The following is a 17,018-nucleotide window of genomic DNA, read 5'->3' as shown; positions in this document are numbered from 1 at the left end:
TAAGCAAGTTTTTGGTTCTGCCAAATGTGTACTCAGAGAATTATTTTACTGATACGTTCGGCGCTTATTCGAATATCCTCCTTAGGTTTATATCGGACGTGGCCGATACGATGATGGGATATTTCTCCAGCGTCACATCCGAAGAGTCGAGACCGAAACCACGCTCTTCCGACAGGCTGAATTTTTTGAGTATAAAGTAACCCCTCATTATCAGGCGCTCCCACAGCGGCAGGGAGTTGTCGCGCGACAGGAACTTTTCCATCACTATGAAGCGGAAATCTCCCATCACCTTGTTCTTGCTCAGCGACTCGTAGCGGCTCACCACGTTCACCTCCTTATTGGCCACCATCTCTTCCACCACCTTCTTGAACATGTACTGTATCTTATGCTCCATACGGAACCCCAGGCGGAACTCGACCCTTATTATCTCGTTGGGCACTATGGTCTGCACCACATATTCGGTAGTATAGGGGTCGTCCAATACATCTACATGCACGAACCAGTATATGTCGGCACGTTTGGGCTTGCGGTACAGTATAGAGTAAAGTATCTTATGCTCTATTTCCTTGGGGTTATTGGCGCTGGTAAGGTATACCAGGTGGGTGGCGTACTTGGGTATGCTCACATCGTTGCTCAGTTCCTGCAGTATGGGTATGTAGTTCTCCAGCCGCACGAATTCAACATAGCGGTTCTTTATCTTGCGCGCCTTGAACCAAGTGATCATTGCTGCGAATATGGCGCCAGCTATCAGTACGGTGATAGCGCCGCCTTCGGCAAATTTCTCTACAAGGTTGGCAGTGATGAAGGACAGCTCTATGGTAAGGTACACCAGCAGGTATATACCCACCCACACCAGCGATACCCGCTTGATGAACATATAGTACGAAAAGAGTACCGACGTCATGATGAAGGTAGTGGCTATGGCCAGGCCATAAGCGGCCTCCATGCTGGATGAGCGCTGGAAATAGAGCGTAATGATGACACAGCCCACAAAAAGCAGTGTATTGATGCCGGGTATGAACAACTGGCCACGTTCCATAGTGGGATAGTTGATCTTCATCTTGGGCCACAGGTTCAGCTTTATGGCCACGCTGATGAGGGTGAACGAGCCCGATATCATGGCCTGGCTGGCTATGATGGCCGCTACCGTAGCTATGAGTATGCCGGGTATGATGAACCAGTCGGGCATTATCTCGTAGAAGGGGTTCTTGGCAAGGGCATTCCATGCAGCATCACTATGCACATTGAGCAGGAAGGCGCCCTGGCCCAGGTAGTTGAGGATAAGGCATGCCTTTACAAAAGGCCAGGAGATGCGGATGTTCTGCCGGCCGCAGTGACCAAGGTCGGAATAGAGGGCCTCGGCACCCGTAGTGCAAAGGAACACAGCGCCCAGTATCCAGAAACCTTTGGGGTATTGGGTAAGGAGCTTTATGGCATAATAGGGATTGAACGCCTTGAACACGCCCCAGTCGTTGGCCATATATAGCTGGTATATGCCCAATACTGCCAGCATCAGGAACCAGACCGTCATGATAGGGCCGAAGGCCTTGCCTATGGATGATGTGCCGAACTGCTGAAAAAAGAACAGCAGCGCGATGATAGCCAGTACGATAGATACGATGGTATGCGTGCCTATGCCATGCATACCGGGTATATTGCGCAACCCCTCTATGGCCGATGTGACCGATATGGGCGGTGTTATCATACCATCGGCCAGCAGGGCGGCGCCACCCACCATGGCCGGGAAGACCGTCCATTTGCCATGCCGTCGCACCAGGGCAAAGAGCGAGAATATACCACCCTCGCCCTTGTTATCGGCCCGCAGGGTGAACATCACATACTTGACGGTGGTCTGCAGGGTTATGGTCCAGATGATACAGGATAGCGAACCTATTATCAGTAGTTCACTTATCTGTTTGCCATTACATACGGCATTCATCACATATAACGGCGATGTACCTATGTCTCCATATATAATGCCGAGCGCTATGATGAAGCCCGCAAGAGACGCCTTGTGCAGATCTTTTCCCAAACCCTTCGCTTTATTAGTTAAAAAGCGGATGCAAAGTTATACAGAAAGCATAGCATAAATCAAAAAAACCACATAACCACTCGTTAATATCTTTCCTAGTAGGCCAGATCTACCCCGGTATAGTTGTGCGGTGTTATGGCTTTCAGTTCTTTCTTCACCTTGGCACTCACCTTCAGTGTATCTATGAATGTATGTATATCCTGCTTATTGATGCTGGCTTTGCCACGGGTGAGCTCTTTTAGCGCCTCGTAGGGCTTGGGGTAGTTCTCGCGGCGCAGCACGGTCTGTATGGCCTCGGCCACCACGGCCCAGTTGCGCTCCAGGTCCTCGGTCATCTTGTCCTTGTTCAGCAGCAGTTTGCCCAGGCCCTTTTCTATAGAGCGTAGCGCCAGGTAGCTGTGCGCCATAGGTACGCCTATGTTGCGCAGTACGGTGCTGTCGGTAAGGTCGCGCTGCAGGCGGCTTATGGGCAGCTTGGCCGCCAGGTGCTCGTACAGGGCATTGGCTATGCCCAGGTTGCCTTCGGCATTCTCAAAATCTATGGGGTTCACCTTGTGCGGCATTGCGCTGCTGCCTATCTCGCCCGCCTTTACCTTCTGGCGGAAGTATTCCATGCTTATATATTGCCATACATCGCGGCACAGGTCTATGAGTATGGTATTGATGCGCTTCAGGGTGTCGAACTGTGCGGCCAGGTTGTCGTAATGCTCTATCTGCGTGGTGTACTGCATGCGCTCCAGGCCCAGTTTCTTCTCTACGAAGTCGTTGCCGAAGCGTACCCAGTCCATACCGGGGAAAGCTATATGGTGGGCATTGAAATTGCCCGTAGCCCCGCCGAACTTGGCCGCAAAGGGTATGTTCAGCAGTTGGTCTATCTGTCCTTCCAGCCTTTCTACGAACACCATGAACTCCTTGCCCAGTGTAGTGGGCGATGCCGGCTGGCCATGTGTACGCGCCAGCATGGGTATACCCTGCCACTCCTGCGCCAGGTGGTACAGGTGCAGGTGCATGTTCAGCAGCAGGGGCAAAAATTCCTCTTCCATGGCCTCTTTCCACAACAGGGGTACGGCCGTATTGTTTATGTCCTGCGAGGTGAGGCCGAAGTGTATCCATTCTACACTGTCGCCTGCACCCATGGCCTCCAGTTTTTCTTTCAGGAAGTACTCTACTGCCTTCACATCGTGATTAGTGGTGCGCTCTGTCTTCTTTATATGTGCCGCATCCTCTTCGGTGAACTGCTGGTAAATGCTGCGCAGTTTGGCGGGTTTCAGCCCGGCGGGCAGCTTTATCACCTTCTTTTCGGCCAGGAAGAGGAAATATTCCACCTCTACGCGCACGCGATACTTTATAAGGCCGTACTCGGAAAAATAAGGCGCGAGAGTAGCAAGCTGTGAGCGGTAACGCCCGTCTATGGGGCTGATAGCAGATAGCGCATTGAGTTCCATGGGTGCAAAGATAGTTAGCGCAGGGTTTATTATTACTTTTACCATCATCCGCACCGATATTTCTACCCCCATGCCCCGTACGCTCAGAGATATGGACCATGCCGCAGATACTGCCCTGATGCAGTACCTGGACAGGTATTTCTACCCGCAGCATACCACCAGTTACCGGCGCTACAACGACAAGGAGCATCAACTACAGGGCATAGATACCATATGCGATATAGGAGACCTGAAAGAGCTGCTGATAGACGAAAAGGCGGTATCGCAGTATATAAATGAGGACCTGCCCACATTCGCCTTCGAGGTAGATTTCCTGAGGAGCAGTGGCGAGCTGACACCCGGCTGGCTCTTCGATACAGGCAAACGTACCCGGTACTACCTGCTATCGTGGATACGGGCCGATATAAGTAATGATATACCCCCGCGTGAGCGGTCGCTGCACCTTACGGCCGATAACATCCTCTCGCTGGATACGCTGCTGGTGAACCGAAAGGCCATCATCAATATGCTGCGCAACTATGGTATAGACAGGGAATATGTGGAAGCGATAGCGCCCAGGATACGGGCCACCGGGAAACAAGGCTATTACGAAAAGGATAACGACCGGCCGTGCAACTTCTTCTTCTCTGCCCAACTGGCCGAAAGGCCTATAAACATAGTGGTGAGCAAGCGAAAACTGGAAGAGCTGGCATGCCGCAGGTTCACCATAGTACCGGTGACCGGCTAATACCCGTCATACCCTACTTATTGCAAATAGCGTATTTTTGAGGCTCATCATCTCTACAGGAATTGAAAGATCTATTAGGACAGGTAGGCATAATAGGGAATGGAAGCTGGGGCACTGCCCTTGCCAAGATACTTACAGATAATGGCCGCGCCATTCACTGGTGGGTGCGCAACCAGGAGGCCATAGACCACCTGAAGGACCGCAACCACAATCCGCACTACCTTACGTCCGTACGCTTTCTGCCCAATACCATACTGCCCACCAACGACCTGCCCGCCATGCTGCAGCAATGCGATACGGTGATAGTGGCCGTACCATCGGCATATGCACAGGGTGTGATGAACGAGATACCGCCCGAGGTGTGGCGGCAAAAGAATGTGATATCGGCCATAAAGGGTGTGCTGCCCGATACCAACCTGCTGCTGAACGACCACATGACAGCAGCATACAATATGCCGCTGGAGCGCTATGTGGCCATCACCGGGCCATGCCATGCAGAGGAAGTGGCCTATGAACGCCTCTCCTACCTCACCTTCTCGGGCCTGAACGACGAACTGACACAGGCCGTAGAGGCAGCGTTCAACAACAGCTATATCAATACTACCAGCAATCACGATATATGGGGCGCACAGTTCGCCGCCGTGCTGAAGAACATATATGCCATAGGCGCAGGCATAGCCCACTCGCTGGACTATGGCGACAACTTCCTGAGCGTATATGCTACAAACTGCTACCGCGAGATGTATGGCTTCCTGCAAAGCCACTTCGAAAAGGTACACCCATCCGACGAGCAGCCCGACTTTCATACCAGCGCCTACCTGGGCGACCTGCTGGTGACATGCTACTCGCTGCACAGCCGCAACCGCACATTCGGCGCCATGATAGGCAAAGGCTACTCTGTAAAAGCTGCCACACTGGAAATGAACATGGTGGCAGAGGGCTACTATGCCGCGCGCGGCATGCAGCACATATCGGGCATGTACGCTATACCATTGCCCATGGCCACCGTGATATATGATATACTATGGCAGGGTACACCCGCCGCAGAGGGCTTTCTGAAGCTGGAAAAGATGATGAGCTGATACAACCCTGTAGCAAAGTGATAAAAATGATAAAGGCGCTGTATCAGCGCCATTATCATTTACCGTTGTGCATGCAGAAGTATTACTTCTTGCTGCTGATACGGGTAGAGAATTCTTTACCTGCTTTGAACTTAGGAACTTTGCGTGCTTTGATCTTGATCACAGCGCCGGTCTGGGGATTGCGGCCATTACGCGCTGAACGCTCAGATACAGAGAACGTACCGAAGCCTACCAACGTAACACGGTCACCTTTCTTCAGCGTAGTGATCACAGCATTGGTGAAAGAGTCCAGCGCGTCGTTTGCCTGACCCTTAGTGATGCCTGCGTCCTTAGCGATCTTGTCAATTAACTCAGCTTTGTTCATAACTGTTTGTTTTTTGTTGTGAAATGATCTTTTTGTGGATGGAACAAATATACTTACGTTTAGCACACTTCCAAACACTGAAGAAAAAATATTTTCGCCTTAAAACCCTTGCCAGTAGCAGGTTTCCTCATATAAAGCAATTATTGGTGATACCGTGTGCATAACTTTTGCCGGGCCGCAATGAAAGCATGATATAAAACGCACACCGTTTGCTGCAAATTCACTAAATAGCCGTACCTACACTACTTCCATCACCGAGCGGAAGGCCACGAAGCGGCCACCAAAGCGCTTGAAGCCCTTTTCGCGCATGGCCGGGGCATGTACGTCTATATACTTGTTGTACTCGGCCAGTGTGGCGCAGGTATATTGTGCAGAGAAGGTAACACCTTCGGCCTCGTCCTGCTCCAGCAGGCGGCACAGGCGGCATTCGGTAAAAAGGCCCGTGCTCAGCACATCGGCTATGTGCTCGTCCTTCATCCAGCTCACCCATTCGTCGGCCACATCGGCCTCTACCTTTATGGTCACGTTGTATACTATCATCGTTGCTATTCTTTAGAAAAGTAAATGTAGGCCAATGTGCGCGAACTGCGCATATGCTGCATCACTGCTGCATGGCCATGGCCGCTGTGTAGCCGCTGCTCCATGCATGCTGAAAGTTGTAGCCGCCCGTTATGCCATCCACATCCATTATCTCGCCGGCAAAGTAAAGGTCCTTGTGTACGCGGCTCTCCATGGTCTGCGCATCTACCTCGGTCAGCTTTATGCCGCCACACGTCACGAACTCTTCCTTGAAGGTGGTCTTGCCCGATACATTGTAGACATCGCGCAGCAGGTGCTCTGTGAGCTTGTTGCGTGCGGCCGCGGGTATATCACCCCAGCGTGTCTGGTCGGTGATGCCACAGCGTGGCATCATGTACTCCCACAACCTGCGTGGCAGGCCAAAGGGGTTCTTCTGTGCTACGAACTGCTTGCCATGCTCCATACGCAGTTGCTGCAGTTGCTCCCGCAGCTCATCGTCGGTGGTAGCGCCCAACCAGTTCACCACGGCCCTGAACTCGTAGCTGCATGTAGCAAGTTCCCTGGCCGCAATGGCCGATGTACGCAGCACTGCAGGGCCGCTCATGCCCCAGTGTGTTATCAGCAGCGGACCTTGTTGTGTGGTCTTTGCACCTGCCACCTTTACGGCGGCATCGGGCACACTTACACCCATAAGCTCTGTGATGGGATGCTTCGGGATATTGAAGGTGAAGAGCGATGGTACAGGGCTTTCTATATGGTGCCCCGTGGCTGTGAGCCATTCATACTGCTCGGCCTTGGGGAAACCACCTGCCGCTATCAATACCTTATCGGCAGCATATACCGATGTATCGGCGAACTCTATGAGGAAACGCTGCGCCTCACCGGGCCGTATAGTTATCCTTTTCACAGACTTGTGATAATATACCAGCACCTGCTGCTGCTGCATCTCCTGCCATATGGCATCTATTATGGTCTGCGAGTCGTTGGTGGTGGGAAACATGCGGCCATCGTCCTCGGTCTTCAGCCGCACACCCCGCGCAGCGAACCAGTCTATGGTCTGCTGCGGCCCGAACCTGTAGAGCGATTTGCGCAGCAGTTGCCTGCCACGCGGGTAACGGTCTACCAGCGTGGGTATATCGAAGCATTCGTGCGTCACATTGCACCTGCCCCCACCCGATACTTTTACCTTCTGCATTACCTTCCCTGTCTTCTCGAACAGGGCTACCTCTACCCCGCTGCGGCGGGCTATGTTGGCAGCAGCAAAGCATCCTGCGGCCCCTGCACCTATTATGGCTATCTTCATCGGTAGCACAAATATAATTACACATACCTTTGCACACACTTACTTCTACCGAAGGCACATTTCGCCTGCGGCCCTGCAAATGAGAACGCTCACCACCCTATACAAGAACGCATATACCGGCCTGGCACCGGCCACATGGTGGCTGTCGCTGGTGATGCTCATTAACAGGTCGGGCACTATGGTGGTGCCCTTCATGACCCTCTACCTTACCGACACCATGCACTGCACCATAGCTAGGGCGGCGCTGGTGATGGCCATATTCGGTGCAGGGGCCATATGCGGCGGCATACTGGGCGGCAAGCTCACCGACAAATTCGGGTTCTATAACATACAGCTTGTGTCGCTGCTGTGTGGCGGCATACTGTTCATGGTGCTGGGCCAGCTAAAGGACTATACACATATATGTATATGCACCTTTGTGCTGGCAGCCCTCAATGAGACCTTCAGGCCGGCCAATGCTACGGCCGTGGCCCACTACAGTACCGATGCCAACCGTACCCGCTGCTATTCGCTGAACAGGCTGGCAGTGAACCTGGGCTGGGCATTCGGCGGGGCGCTGGGTGGCTTCATTGCTTCCAAGAACTACAGCCTGCTTTTCTGGATAGACGGCATCACCAATATAGGCGCGGCCATACTGCTGCTAGCGGTATTATCACCGTCGCGCAACAGCGCCACCCCATCGCATAAAGATGCGGGGCCGAAGGTAAAAAGCCACTCTGCCTTTAGCGATGTGCCCTTTATGGTGTTCATAGCGCTCACCGTATTGTTCGGTACCATGTTCTTCCAGTTGTTCGCCACCATACCGGTGTTCTTCAAGCAAAAGCTGCTGCTGTCCCCATCACAGATAGGCATCACCATGGCCTTCAACGGTATACTGATAACCCTTATAGAAATGCCGCTGGTATATACGCTGGAGCAGCGCAGCGGCTATATGCGCTTCATAGTGGCAGGCTGCCTGCTATGTGCGTTCTCTTTTGTAGTGCTGAACATGGGTACGGGCGGCATGTTGCTGGCCCTGTTCTCTACCGTGCTGGTAACTGCCGGGGAAATGCTGTCTATGCCCTTTATGAACACTTTTTGGAGCGGGCGCACCAATAGCCACAACCGTGGGCAGTATGCCGGGCTGTATACCGCCGCATGGTCGGTAGCGCAGGTGATAGGCCCATACAGCGGGGGGCAGGCAGCGCAGCACCTGGGCTTCTACACCCTGTGGCTGGCAGTAGGCGCCATAGGTGCCATATGTGCGCTGGGCTTCAACTGGCTGCGCCTGAACAAGGACCGCTATCCGCTGGCATCAAAAGCATAAGGGTCACCTTCCCGTGAACCGGTCTATGCTGCAAAACATACCGTCTTGTATCTAATTATTTTACTGAAATATTTTTATACTTTTATTGTAGTTTAAATACGGCACCGTATGCAGTTCGAGAAGGCAAAGAAGTTCATACTGAACAAGCTGAAAAAAGAGTTACCCAAAAACCTCACCTACCATAGCCTGGGCCATATAAAAGATGTATACAAGGCTGCAGAGCAACTGGCCGAGCTGGAAAAGGTAGAGGGTGAGGACCTGACCCTGCTGCTTACCGCTGTGCTCTTTCACGATTCGGGCTTTCTTGTGCAGCAGAAAGAGCATGAGAAACTGGGCTGCGACATAGCCCGCCAGTACCTGCCCGAATATGACTATACCGCCGAGCAGGTAGAACGTATCTGCGGCATGATAATGGCCACACGCATACCACAGACCCCGCACAACAAACTGGAAAAGATAATTTGCGATGCCGACCTGGACTACCTGGGCCGCGATGATTTCTTCAAGATAGGCAACTACCTGTTCGACGAGCTGTGTATGTACGGCCTCATCAATACCGAGAACGAGTGGAACAAACTGCAGGTGCGCTTCCTGGAAGGGCATAAGTATTTCACCACTTCGGCAAAAAAATTGCGAAAAGCAAAAAAAGAGGAGCATCTTGCGCTCATAAGATCGAAAATAAAAAAATAGTACCTCCCGATGACATCTGCTGGCAGCAACATACCTCGCGCAATAAAAGATACTCTATACACTATCTCAGGTACCCTTATCAGCGGCTTCGCACTCAAAAGTTTCCTTATCCCCAACCACTTCTTCGATGGTGGTGTAACGGGTATATCCCTGCTCATACACGAGCTGTACCACTACGATATAGCCATCGTCATACTGCTGCTGAACCTGCCCTTCATCATAGCAGGGGGCATGCATGTGAACAGAACATTCGCCTTCAAGATGCTGGCGAGTATCATATGCCTGGGCATATGCCTTACATTGGTACCCTACCCCGTTATCACGTCCGATAAGCTGCTGGTATCCATATTCGGCGGTTTCTTCCTGGGTATAGGTATAGGGCTGGCCATGCGTGGCGGCTGCGCCATAGATGGCATAGAGGTGCTGGCGCTATATACGCTGAAGCGCAGCAGCTTCACCATCAGCGAGATCATCCTGGGCCTCAATACCATCATTTTCCTGATAGCGGCCATGAAGTTGGGACTGGAGACCGCGCTCTACTCTATGCTCACCTACTTCACCGCCTCGCGCACCATCAGCTATGTGATAGAGGGCCTGGAAGAGTACACGGGCGTCACCATCATATCGGGCAAGAGCGACGAGATAAAGAAAGAACTGGTGATGCAACTGGGCCGTGGCATTACCATTTACAAGGGCGAACGCGGCTATATGAAGGAGAGCTTCGAGGTACATCACGACTGCGATATAGTCTTTACCATCGTTACCCGGCTAGAGGTGCGCCGCCTGCGCAATGTGGTGCATGGCATAGACCCTAAGGCATTCATCTTCACCAACACCATAAAAGAGGCCGCCGGCGGCATTCTGAAACACCACAGGGGGCATTAGGGAATGCGGCAATGTGATTCGCTAATGCGACAATGCGATAATGCGGGGAATGTGGGGGAATGCGATAATGTGGGAAATGTGGAATTTTCTTTATCAGGCGGCAGGTGTGCTAATATGACAAATGTGATATTCTCACATTCTACCGCATTGTCCCATTATTCGCATTGTCGCATTCCCCGCACATTATCACATTGCCCCACATTTCCCGCATTATCGCATTGCCGCATTACTCACATTAGCAGAGTATATTTGCACATCGTCTCACCAATACGATACCATTTATGCGACCAGATACGCTCATTACCGAACTGATAAACGAAGAGCTGGAACGCCAGCGCCAGGGGCTGGAACTGATAGCCTCTGAGAATTTCACCAGCATGCAGGTGATGAAGGCCATGGGCAGCGTTATGACCAATAAATATGCCGAAGGCTATCCCGGCAGGCGCTACTATGGCGGCTGCGAGGTAGTAGATAAAAGTGAACAACTGGCCATAGACAGGGCCAAAGAGATGTTCGGCGTAGCATATGCCAATGTGCAGCCGCATAGTGGCGCGCAGGCCAATGCAGCCCTGATGCTGGCCATACTGCATCCCGGCGATACCATACTGGGGCTGGACCTGAGTATGGGCGGCCACCTTACACATGGCTCGCCTGTCAATTTCTCGGGCAAGCTGTACAATGCGGTACACTATGGCGTACTGCGCGAGACCGGCCTTGTAGACTATGACATGATGGAGCGCCAGGCGCTGGAACATAAGCCGAAGCTCATCATATGCGGGGCATCGGCCTATAGCCGCGACTGGGACTATGCCCGCATACGCGCCATAGCCGATAAAGTAGGCGCACTGGTAATGGCCGATATATCGCACCCGGCCGGCCTGATAGCCCGCCAGTTGCTGCGCAGCCCGTTCGATCATTGCCACTTCGTTACCACTACTACCCACAAGACCCTGCGTGGCCCGCGCGGTGGCCTCATCCTTATGAAGGAAGACTTCGAGAACCCCTTCGGTATCACAGGGCCCAAGGGCGAGATACGCATGATGAGCCAACTGATAGACCTGGCCGTGTTTCCCGGTACGCAGGGCGGCCCGCTGGAGCATGTGATTGCCGCCAAGGCTGTGGCATTTCACGAGATACTGCAGCCAGAGTTCGGCGTGTATGCGCAGCAGATAATAGAGAATGCACAGGCCATGGCCGCCAGCTTCCTGGAGAAAGGATACAACATAGTATCGGGCGGTACGGACAATCACCTGCTGCTCATAGACCTGCGCAACAAGAACATAAGCGGTAAAAAGGCCGAGAACACACTGGTACATGCCGATATCACCATCAACAAGAACATGGTGCCGTTCGACGATAAGTCGCCATTCATCACATCGGGTATACGCGTAGGTGTACCGGCCATCACTACACGCGGCATGCGTGCCGCCGATATGGCCCAGGTGGTAAACTGGATAGACAGGGTACTTATGTCTGCCGATGACGAGCAGGTGATAACCACCGTAAAAGGCGAGGTGAACGAGTTCATGAGGTCATTCCCCCTCTACCCTGAGTATACTGCATAGATCAGCCTCACTTCAGGCCTACCATTACATACATAACTATAAAAGGAGAGAAGGCTACCGATCGGTAGCCTTCTCCTTTTATATCTCTTCTTGCAAGATTGTTATCGCAGCAGGGTCACATTGCCTTGTCGTTTTTCCATCTGGCCATCTTTGAAGGCGGCATCTATCTTGTACACATACACACCCTCGGGCTGTGCAGCGCCATTGTAGCGGCCATCCCATCCGCGACCTTCTATATTCTCGGTCTCGAATATTATCTGGCCCCAGCGGTTGTAGATGGTCATTGTAAAGGTAGACAGCCCTTTACCTGCCAGCGGCCTTGGCATAAAGTAGTCGTTCATACCATCGCCATTAGGCGTAAAGGCATTGGCCACATCCATATAGCAGTCCTGCTTCACTTCTATAGTATCGGTCGTGGTACAGCCATCTACTATTGCTTTTGCCCAGTATACACCCGGCGCACCTACGGTTATGCTGTTATCGCGGCTGCCTGTGCTCCACTGCCAGCGCATACCCATGGCATTTGCATTATCCCTGTCCGATATCACTATTGGGTTGCTGCCCGCACATATCGAAACATCGGGGCCCAGGTATATCTGCGGATGATCGTACACCCATGTGGTACGGGTAGCGAAGGTATCGGGGCATGCACGGTAGAAGGCATCTATCCTCACACTCAGCGTACCCGGACGATCGAAGGCATGTACCACAGGGTTCACATTGGCTATAGTAGAGCCGTCACCGAATGACCACAGTATGCCTGTATTGCCTATACCCGCATATATGGCGGTGAAAGTAACGGTCTTACCACCGCACAAAACCGAGTCTGTGGCAGTTATGCTCACCTTGCTTATAGAGTCTACCATCATAGTAGTATAAACAGTATCGCGGCAGGGCACATCGTTCGACAGCGCCATCATTATCTGATAGGTACCTGTGCGGCTATATGTGTGTACCGCATCTTTTGAAGTAGCTGATGCGCCATCGCCGAACGACCACAGGTAATTGAGGTTGAAACCGAGCGATGTATTGGTGAGCGTTACAGGATCGCCGGTACATACAAAGCTATCGGGCGTGGCCGTGAAGCCTGCTCTTACCAGGTTGGTGATGGGTATATCCTTCTCTATGCTATCTACACAGCGGGTATTGGTAATGATCAGTTTTGCCTTGTAGATAGCAGGCAGGGTATATATATGCACCGGGTTTGTGAGTACAGAAGAATCGCCATCGCCAAAGAACCACCTGTAGGTAAGGTCTGATGCCGGTGAGGAATTATTGGTGAAGGTCACGGTATCGGCACTGCAATTAAGCTGTACGAAGAAATCGAACGCAGGTATTATGGGCGGATCTACAAGCGAGATGGGGCCCAGCGAATTGGACACACATACACCACCCGTGCGGGCCACGAAGTTGCTGTAGGTACCCTCGCAAAGACCGGCTATCACAGCTATGCTGTCCGGCCCTACTACATATGGCACCGGTGTTTGTGGCACACCATCCTTAGTATAGCTTATAGTATCTGTCTGGCCGGGATATAGCCCATGTACCCTTACTATACCATCGCAGAAACCGCACTTGGTAGGGTTGGTACGACTAAGAGCGCGTATGGTGAATGGCGGCACTGTGAGGTTAGCAGGGCCCAGTGTGTTCGATACGCATACACCACCGGCACGCGCCACAAAGTTGTCGTAAAGCCCTGCGCACAGGCCGGTAAGCACTATGGTGCTATCGGCAGCCACGGTAGCTGCTACAGGCGGTTGCGCTATACCATCTTTGGTAAAGTATATGGTATCGGCCTGGCCGGGATACAGGCCATAAAGTGTGACCGTACCTGTACAGATACCGCAATAAGGCGGGTTGGTAAAGCTGAGCGCACGCATGGTGAACGGAGGCACAGTAAGATTGGCAGGGCCCAGTGTGTTGGACACACATACACCACCCGTACGCGCTACGAAGTTGTCGTACAGACCGGCGCAGAGGCCTGTTATGGTAATGGTACTATCGCCTGCCACTACATGCACGAAAGGCGTTTGCGGTACACCATCCTTGGTGTAGGTTATTGTATCTAGCTGGCCGGGGAAAAGACCATGCAGTGTGATGGTACCTGTACATATACCGCAGTATGGCGGGTTGGTGAATGTAAGGTAGCTCATAGTGAAGGCAGGCACGGTAAGGTTCTCCGGGCCCAGTATGTTCGACATACATACACCACCTGTACGCGCCACGAAGTCGTTGTACATACCTGCACAAAGACCGGAGATAGTAATAATACTATCGGGGCCTACCAGCTGCACATGCGGCGGCTGTGCTACACCATCTTTCTTGTAGTATATAGTATCTGTCTGCCCGGGATAAAGACCATACAGCCTCACCACACCATTGCATATACCGCAGTAGTCGGGGTTCACATGACTGCTTGCACGCATAGTGAAGGGCGGTACAGTGAGGTTGGCAGGGCCAATGATATTGGACACACATACACCACCTGTACGCACTTCAAAATTGTCGTACAGGCCTGCGCACAGCCCGGTGATAACAACTGTACTATCCACCGCTACAGTACGCACTATAGGCGTTTGGGCCACACCATCTTTTGTGAACCTGATAGTATCTGTCTGGCCGGGATAAAGACCGTAAAGTGTGATAGTACCTGTGCAGATACCACAATATGGAGGGTTGGTGAACGAAAGTGTACGTACCGTGAAGGGAGGCACAGTAAGCGTCACAGGGCCCATCGTATTAGACACGCATATACCTGCTGTACGCACTATGATATTGGAATAAGTACCTGCGCACAGCCCGGTGATGGTGGCAGTGCTATCTGTACCTATGGTACGCACCACGGGTGTTTGCGGTACGCCATCCTTCCAGAAGTGTATGGTATCGGTCTGGCCGGGACGTAGCCCCCATATGGTCATAGTGCCTGTGCATATGCCGCAGTATGGTGGGTTGGTAGATGTGATGGCGCGCGCGGTAAAAGGAGGTATGGCCAGTACCACGGGGCCCAGCGCATTGGATACGCAGATACCCGAAGTGCGCGCTACGAAATTGGCATATGTACCGGGGCAAAGGCCTGTTATCACTACCTGGCTATCAGCACCTATCAGGCGAACTACTGGGGCCTGCAAACCGCCATCCTTCCAGTAAGTGATGGTATCGAGCTGACCCGGCCTCAGCCCGAAGAGGGTCACAGAGCCATCGCATGCACCACAAAATGTAGGACTCACACCGCTGATAGCCCGCATGGTGAATGCAGGATTGACCAGCGAATACGGCCCTACCGGTGTGCTGGCGCAATTGCCAAAGCTCACCACTATGTTGCTATAGGTACCGGCAAGGAGCCCAGTAATAGTGATACTGCCATCAGCAGCTACAGTATATAGCTGTGGTGGCTGTGGTATGCCGTTCCTGTTATACTTCACTGTATCTGTAGTACCGGCTATAAGACCCGATAGCCTGATGGCGCCATTGTTGTTGCCACAGAAGCTGGGGTTGGTAAGCGTAACTGCAGGTGTGGGGAAAGAGGGCGCTGCAATATTCACTGTTGTAGTGGCCCTGCAGCCGGCACCCGAAGAAAATGCTGTAATAGTATAGTTGCCGGGCCAAAGGCTGTCTGTAAAGGCGCCGGTAGAACCACCGAATGTCTGTATGGTATCGAAGGGCGATGTCAACCTTGACACCTTTATTGTCCATGGGAAACCACCGCCACCGGGAGTAATGGTGATCGCACCTTTCTTGAGACAGGTAGCAGCAGCCAGAAGCGTTTGCGATATAGTAGGCTGCGGCAACACGGTTATTGTATAGGCTATGGTCTGCGTACCCGAGAGCGGGCAGTTGTTATCTGTGTAGGTAACATAGAAGGTGTATGCACCCGGCGCTACGCCTGTAGAGTTCCACGATATCACACAGTGTGGCGAGGGTGTATTATTACCTGTAGTGGTAAATGTAAGACCCGCAGGCAGACCCGATGTGGTAACAACTATATTGTTGGTGGTAACTGCCTGGAAGGGGAATATGTTCAGCGTGAACGGACCCGAGTTCTGACAGATATTGAAGTGCGTATTGTCTGTGATGGTACCCGCACTGGCGCCCGACAGACTACCATTGGGAGGTGTGTTGGAACACGACTGCACCAGGAAGGTCATCTCGCGCTGGCAGGAACCTACAAAGGTACCGCCACGAAACTCCCTGATGTTGTACACTACCAGTGAACGCTGCAGCGAGCTTGCCGTGAAGCTGATCTGTCCCGTGGCATTATCGAACGACATTGCGCTCGCATCAAGCGGCGAAGTACCCGAATAGGGCGGGAAATATGTAACATCCCCTCCGGGCACACTGGAGGTACTACCTGCAGCGCCATTCACCAGCGAGAAATTCAATGCATCGCCATTGGGATCCACGGCGCCGGGATTGTAGTTGCTGGCCGTAGATGCACAATAGTACGGTGTGGGTACGCTGGTAAGCGTAACGTTAGAGTTCGGTGCGCTAAGGTTGTTGAGGGTATCTACGAGCTGTATGTATGTTACAGGCGCCGAGCTGATGTTGGTGATAGACAGCGCCCTGCCGGCCAGCGCACCTGCGCCCATAGTACCTGTGAATATGAAACGCCATACCGATGATGCGTGTGGCAGCGTGTAGTTGGCACTGTAAACGAATTTTTTGATGCCCGGAGTACTAAAGCTCGGATCTGTGCATTGTGTAAGCGATAGGAAGGCTGGACAAACAGGTGTTATCTCTACCCCCGCCGAAGGGGCCTGCACCGAAAGATTGATAGAGTTGTGCAGGATATTGCCATCGTATATGTGTACAGTAGGTGTACTGGTAGGCAGCAGCCCGAACGCAGAAGTGGTACTTGCCGAACCGCAATCGGCATACGCTATGAGCGTTATCTTGTAAGTATTGCCACTTACATGCGTGTAGAAAAGATCCATCCCCACAAGGTGATTGGCAAAGAGCGGCAGCGCGGTAACCAGGAATGCTACCGTGAATAGGAGTTTACGATAAAGTTTGGCCATACAGTAAATTCATAAAGGTTCTTGTGTACACCCGAACATGGATCCGGGCATACTTTCACATGTCGTATAAAATTATAGAATGATC

The 17,018-nt window shown here is 52.3% G+C and carries 12 protein-coding genes; 6 read left to right on the top strand and 6 right to left on the bottom strand.

Annotated features, from left to right (window positions below):
• Window positions 1–64: 64 nt before the first annotated feature.
• Together ABD843_RS14890 and purB are read right to left on the bottom strand one after the other, a co-directional pair.
• Complete coding sequence (locus tag ABD843_RS14890; protein ID WP_345084840.1) at window positions 65–2,032, bottom strand: KUP/HAK/KT family potassium transporter; 1,968 nt, start codon at window positions 2,030–2,032, stop codon at window positions 65–67.
• Window positions 2,033–2,127: 95 nt separating this feature from the next.
• Window positions 2,128–3,525, bottom strand: a complete 1,398-nt coding sequence (gene purB, locus ABD843_RS14885; RefSeq protein WP_345084837.1) for an adenylosuccinate lyase — start codon at window positions 3,523–3,525, stop codon at window positions 2,128–2,130.
• A gap of 22 nt (window positions 3,526–3,547) precedes the next feature.
• On the opposite strand from purB, the gene ABD843_RS14880 reads away from it, so the two are divergent.
• Both ABD843_RS14880 and ABD843_RS14875 read left to right on the top strand, forming a co-directional pair.
• Window positions 3,548–4,204 carry a hypothetical protein gene (locus ABD843_RS14880; protein ID WP_345084835.1) on the top strand — a complete coding sequence of 219 codons (657 nt, stop codon included), beginning with the start codon at window positions 3,548–3,550 and terminating at the stop codon, window positions 4,202–4,204.
• Window positions 4,205–4,266: 62 nt separating this feature from the next.
• The gene (locus ABD843_RS14875) at window positions 4,267–5,286 is read left to right on the top strand and encodes an NAD(P)H-dependent glycerol-3-phosphate dehydrogenase (RefSeq protein ID WP_345084832.1); all 1,020 of its coding nucleotides are present in this window, start codon (window positions 4,267–4,269) and stop codon (window positions 5,284–5,286) included.
• 82 nt (window positions 5,287–5,368) lie between these two features.
• On the opposite strand, the gene ABD843_RS14870 is transcribed toward ABD843_RS14875, so the two are convergent.
• The 3 genes from ABD843_RS14870 to ABD843_RS14860 all read right to left on the bottom strand — a co-directional run bounded on the left by ABD843_RS14870 (window position 5,369) and on the right by ABD843_RS14860 (window position 7,472).
• Window positions 5,369–5,650: an HU family DNA-binding protein gene (locus ABD843_RS14870; RefSeq protein ID WP_345084829.1), complete on the bottom strand. Its 282-nt coding sequence runs from the start codon at window positions 5,648–5,650 to the stop codon at window positions 5,369–5,371.
• Between the two features lie 237 nt (window positions 5,651–5,887).
• The gene (locus ABD843_RS14865) at window positions 5,888–6,190 is read right to left on the bottom strand and encodes a DUF4286 family protein (RefSeq protein ID WP_345084826.1); all 303 of its coding nucleotides are present in this window, start codon (window positions 6,188–6,190) and stop codon (window positions 5,888–5,890) included.
• Window positions 6,191–6,251: 61 nt separating this feature from the next.
• Window positions 6,252–7,472, bottom strand: a complete 1,221-nt coding sequence (locus ABD843_RS14860) for a BaiN/RdsA family NAD(P)/FAD-dependent oxidoreductase (protein WP_345084823.1) — start codon at window positions 7,470–7,472, stop codon at window positions 6,252–6,254.
• A gap of 79 nt (window positions 7,473–7,551) precedes the next feature.
• Here ABD843_RS14860 and ABD843_RS14855 point away from each other — a divergent pair, with 79 nt between their 5' ends.
• The 4 genes from ABD843_RS14855 to ABD843_RS14840 all read left to right on the top strand — a co-directional run bounded on the left by ABD843_RS14855 (window position 7,552) and on the right by ABD843_RS14840 (window position 11,918).
• On the top strand, window positions 7,552–8,778 hold the full coding sequence (locus ABD843_RS14855; RefSeq protein WP_345084820.1) for an MFS transporter: 1,227 nt from the start codon (window positions 7,552–7,554) through the stop codon (window positions 8,776–8,778).
• A gap of 108 nt (window positions 8,779–8,886) precedes the next feature.
• On the top strand, window positions 8,887–9,468 hold the full coding sequence (locus tag ABD843_RS14850) for an HD domain-containing protein (RefSeq protein WP_345084817.1): 582 nt from the start codon (window positions 8,887–8,889) through the stop codon (window positions 9,466–9,468).
• A gap of 9 nt (window positions 9,469–9,477) precedes the next feature.
• Window positions 9,478–10,353: a YitT family protein gene (locus ABD843_RS14845; protein WP_345084814.1), complete on the top strand. Its 876-nt coding sequence runs from the start codon at window positions 9,478–9,480 to the stop codon at window positions 10,351–10,353.
• Window positions 10,354–10,634: 281 nt separating this feature from the next.
• On the top strand, window positions 10,635–11,918 hold the full coding sequence (locus ABD843_RS14840) for a serine hydroxymethyltransferase (RefSeq protein WP_345084811.1): 1,284 nt from the start codon (window positions 10,635–10,637) through the stop codon (window positions 11,916–11,918).
• Between the two features lie 101 nt (window positions 11,919–12,019).
• Here ABD843_RS14840 and ABD843_RS14835 read toward each other — a convergent pair whose 3' ends face one another.
• The gene (locus tag ABD843_RS14835) at window positions 12,020–16,933 is read right to left on the bottom strand and encodes a PKD domain-containing protein (protein WP_345084808.1); all 4,914 of its coding nucleotides are present in this window, start codon (window positions 16,931–16,933) and stop codon (window positions 12,020–12,022) included.
• Window positions 16,934–17,018: the final 85 nt, after the last annotated feature.

Source organism: Nemorincola caseinilytica (genome assembly GCF_039540515.1).
In the GTDB taxonomy this organism is placed as follows: domain Bacteria; phylum Bacteroidota; class Bacteroidia; order Chitinophagales; family Chitinophagaceae; genus Nemorincola; species Nemorincola caseinilytica.
This window is presented reverse-complemented; position numbering and strand designations above follow the sequence as displayed.

Bases quoted from the DNA above. Each gene is read 5' to 3' on its own strand.
- ABD843_RS14870 (WP_345084829.1), bottom strand. From the start codon at position 5,650: ATGAACAAAGCTGAGTTAATTGACAAGATCGCTAAGGACGCAGGCATC.
- ABD843_RS14835 (WP_345084808.1), bottom strand. From the start codon at position 16,933: ATGGCCAAACTTTATCGTAAACTCCTATTCACGGTAGCATTCCTGGTT.
- ABD843_RS14860 (WP_345084823.1), bottom strand. From the start codon at position 7,472: ATGAAGATAGCCATAATAGGTGCAGGGGCCGCAGGATGCTTTGCTGCT.
- ABD843_RS14855 (WP_345084820.1), top strand. From the start codon at position 7,552: ATGAGAACGCTCACCACCCTATACAAGAACGCATATACCGGCCTGGCA.
- ABD843_RS14845 (WP_345084814.1), top strand. From the start codon at position 9,478: ATGACATCTGCTGGCAGCAACATACCTCGCGCAATAAAAGATACTCTA.
- ABD843_RS14880 (WP_345084835.1), top strand. From the start codon at position 3,548: ATGCCCCGTACGCTCAGAGATATGGACCATGCCGCAGATACTGCCCTG.
- ABD843_RS14865 (WP_345084826.1), bottom strand. From the start codon at position 6,190: ATGATAGTATACAACGTGACCATAAAGGTAGAGGCCGATGTGGCCGAC.
- ABD843_RS14850 (WP_345084817.1), top strand. From the start codon at position 8,887: ATGCAGTTCGAGAAGGCAAAGAAGTTCATACTGAACAAGCTGAAAAAA.
- purB (WP_345084837.1), bottom strand. From the start codon at position 3,525: ATGATGGTAAAAGTAATAATAAACCCTGCGCTAACTATCTTTGCACCC.
- ABD843_RS14840 (WP_345084811.1), top strand. From the start codon at position 10,635: ATGCGACCAGATACGCTCATTACCGAACTGATAAACGAAGAGCTGGAA.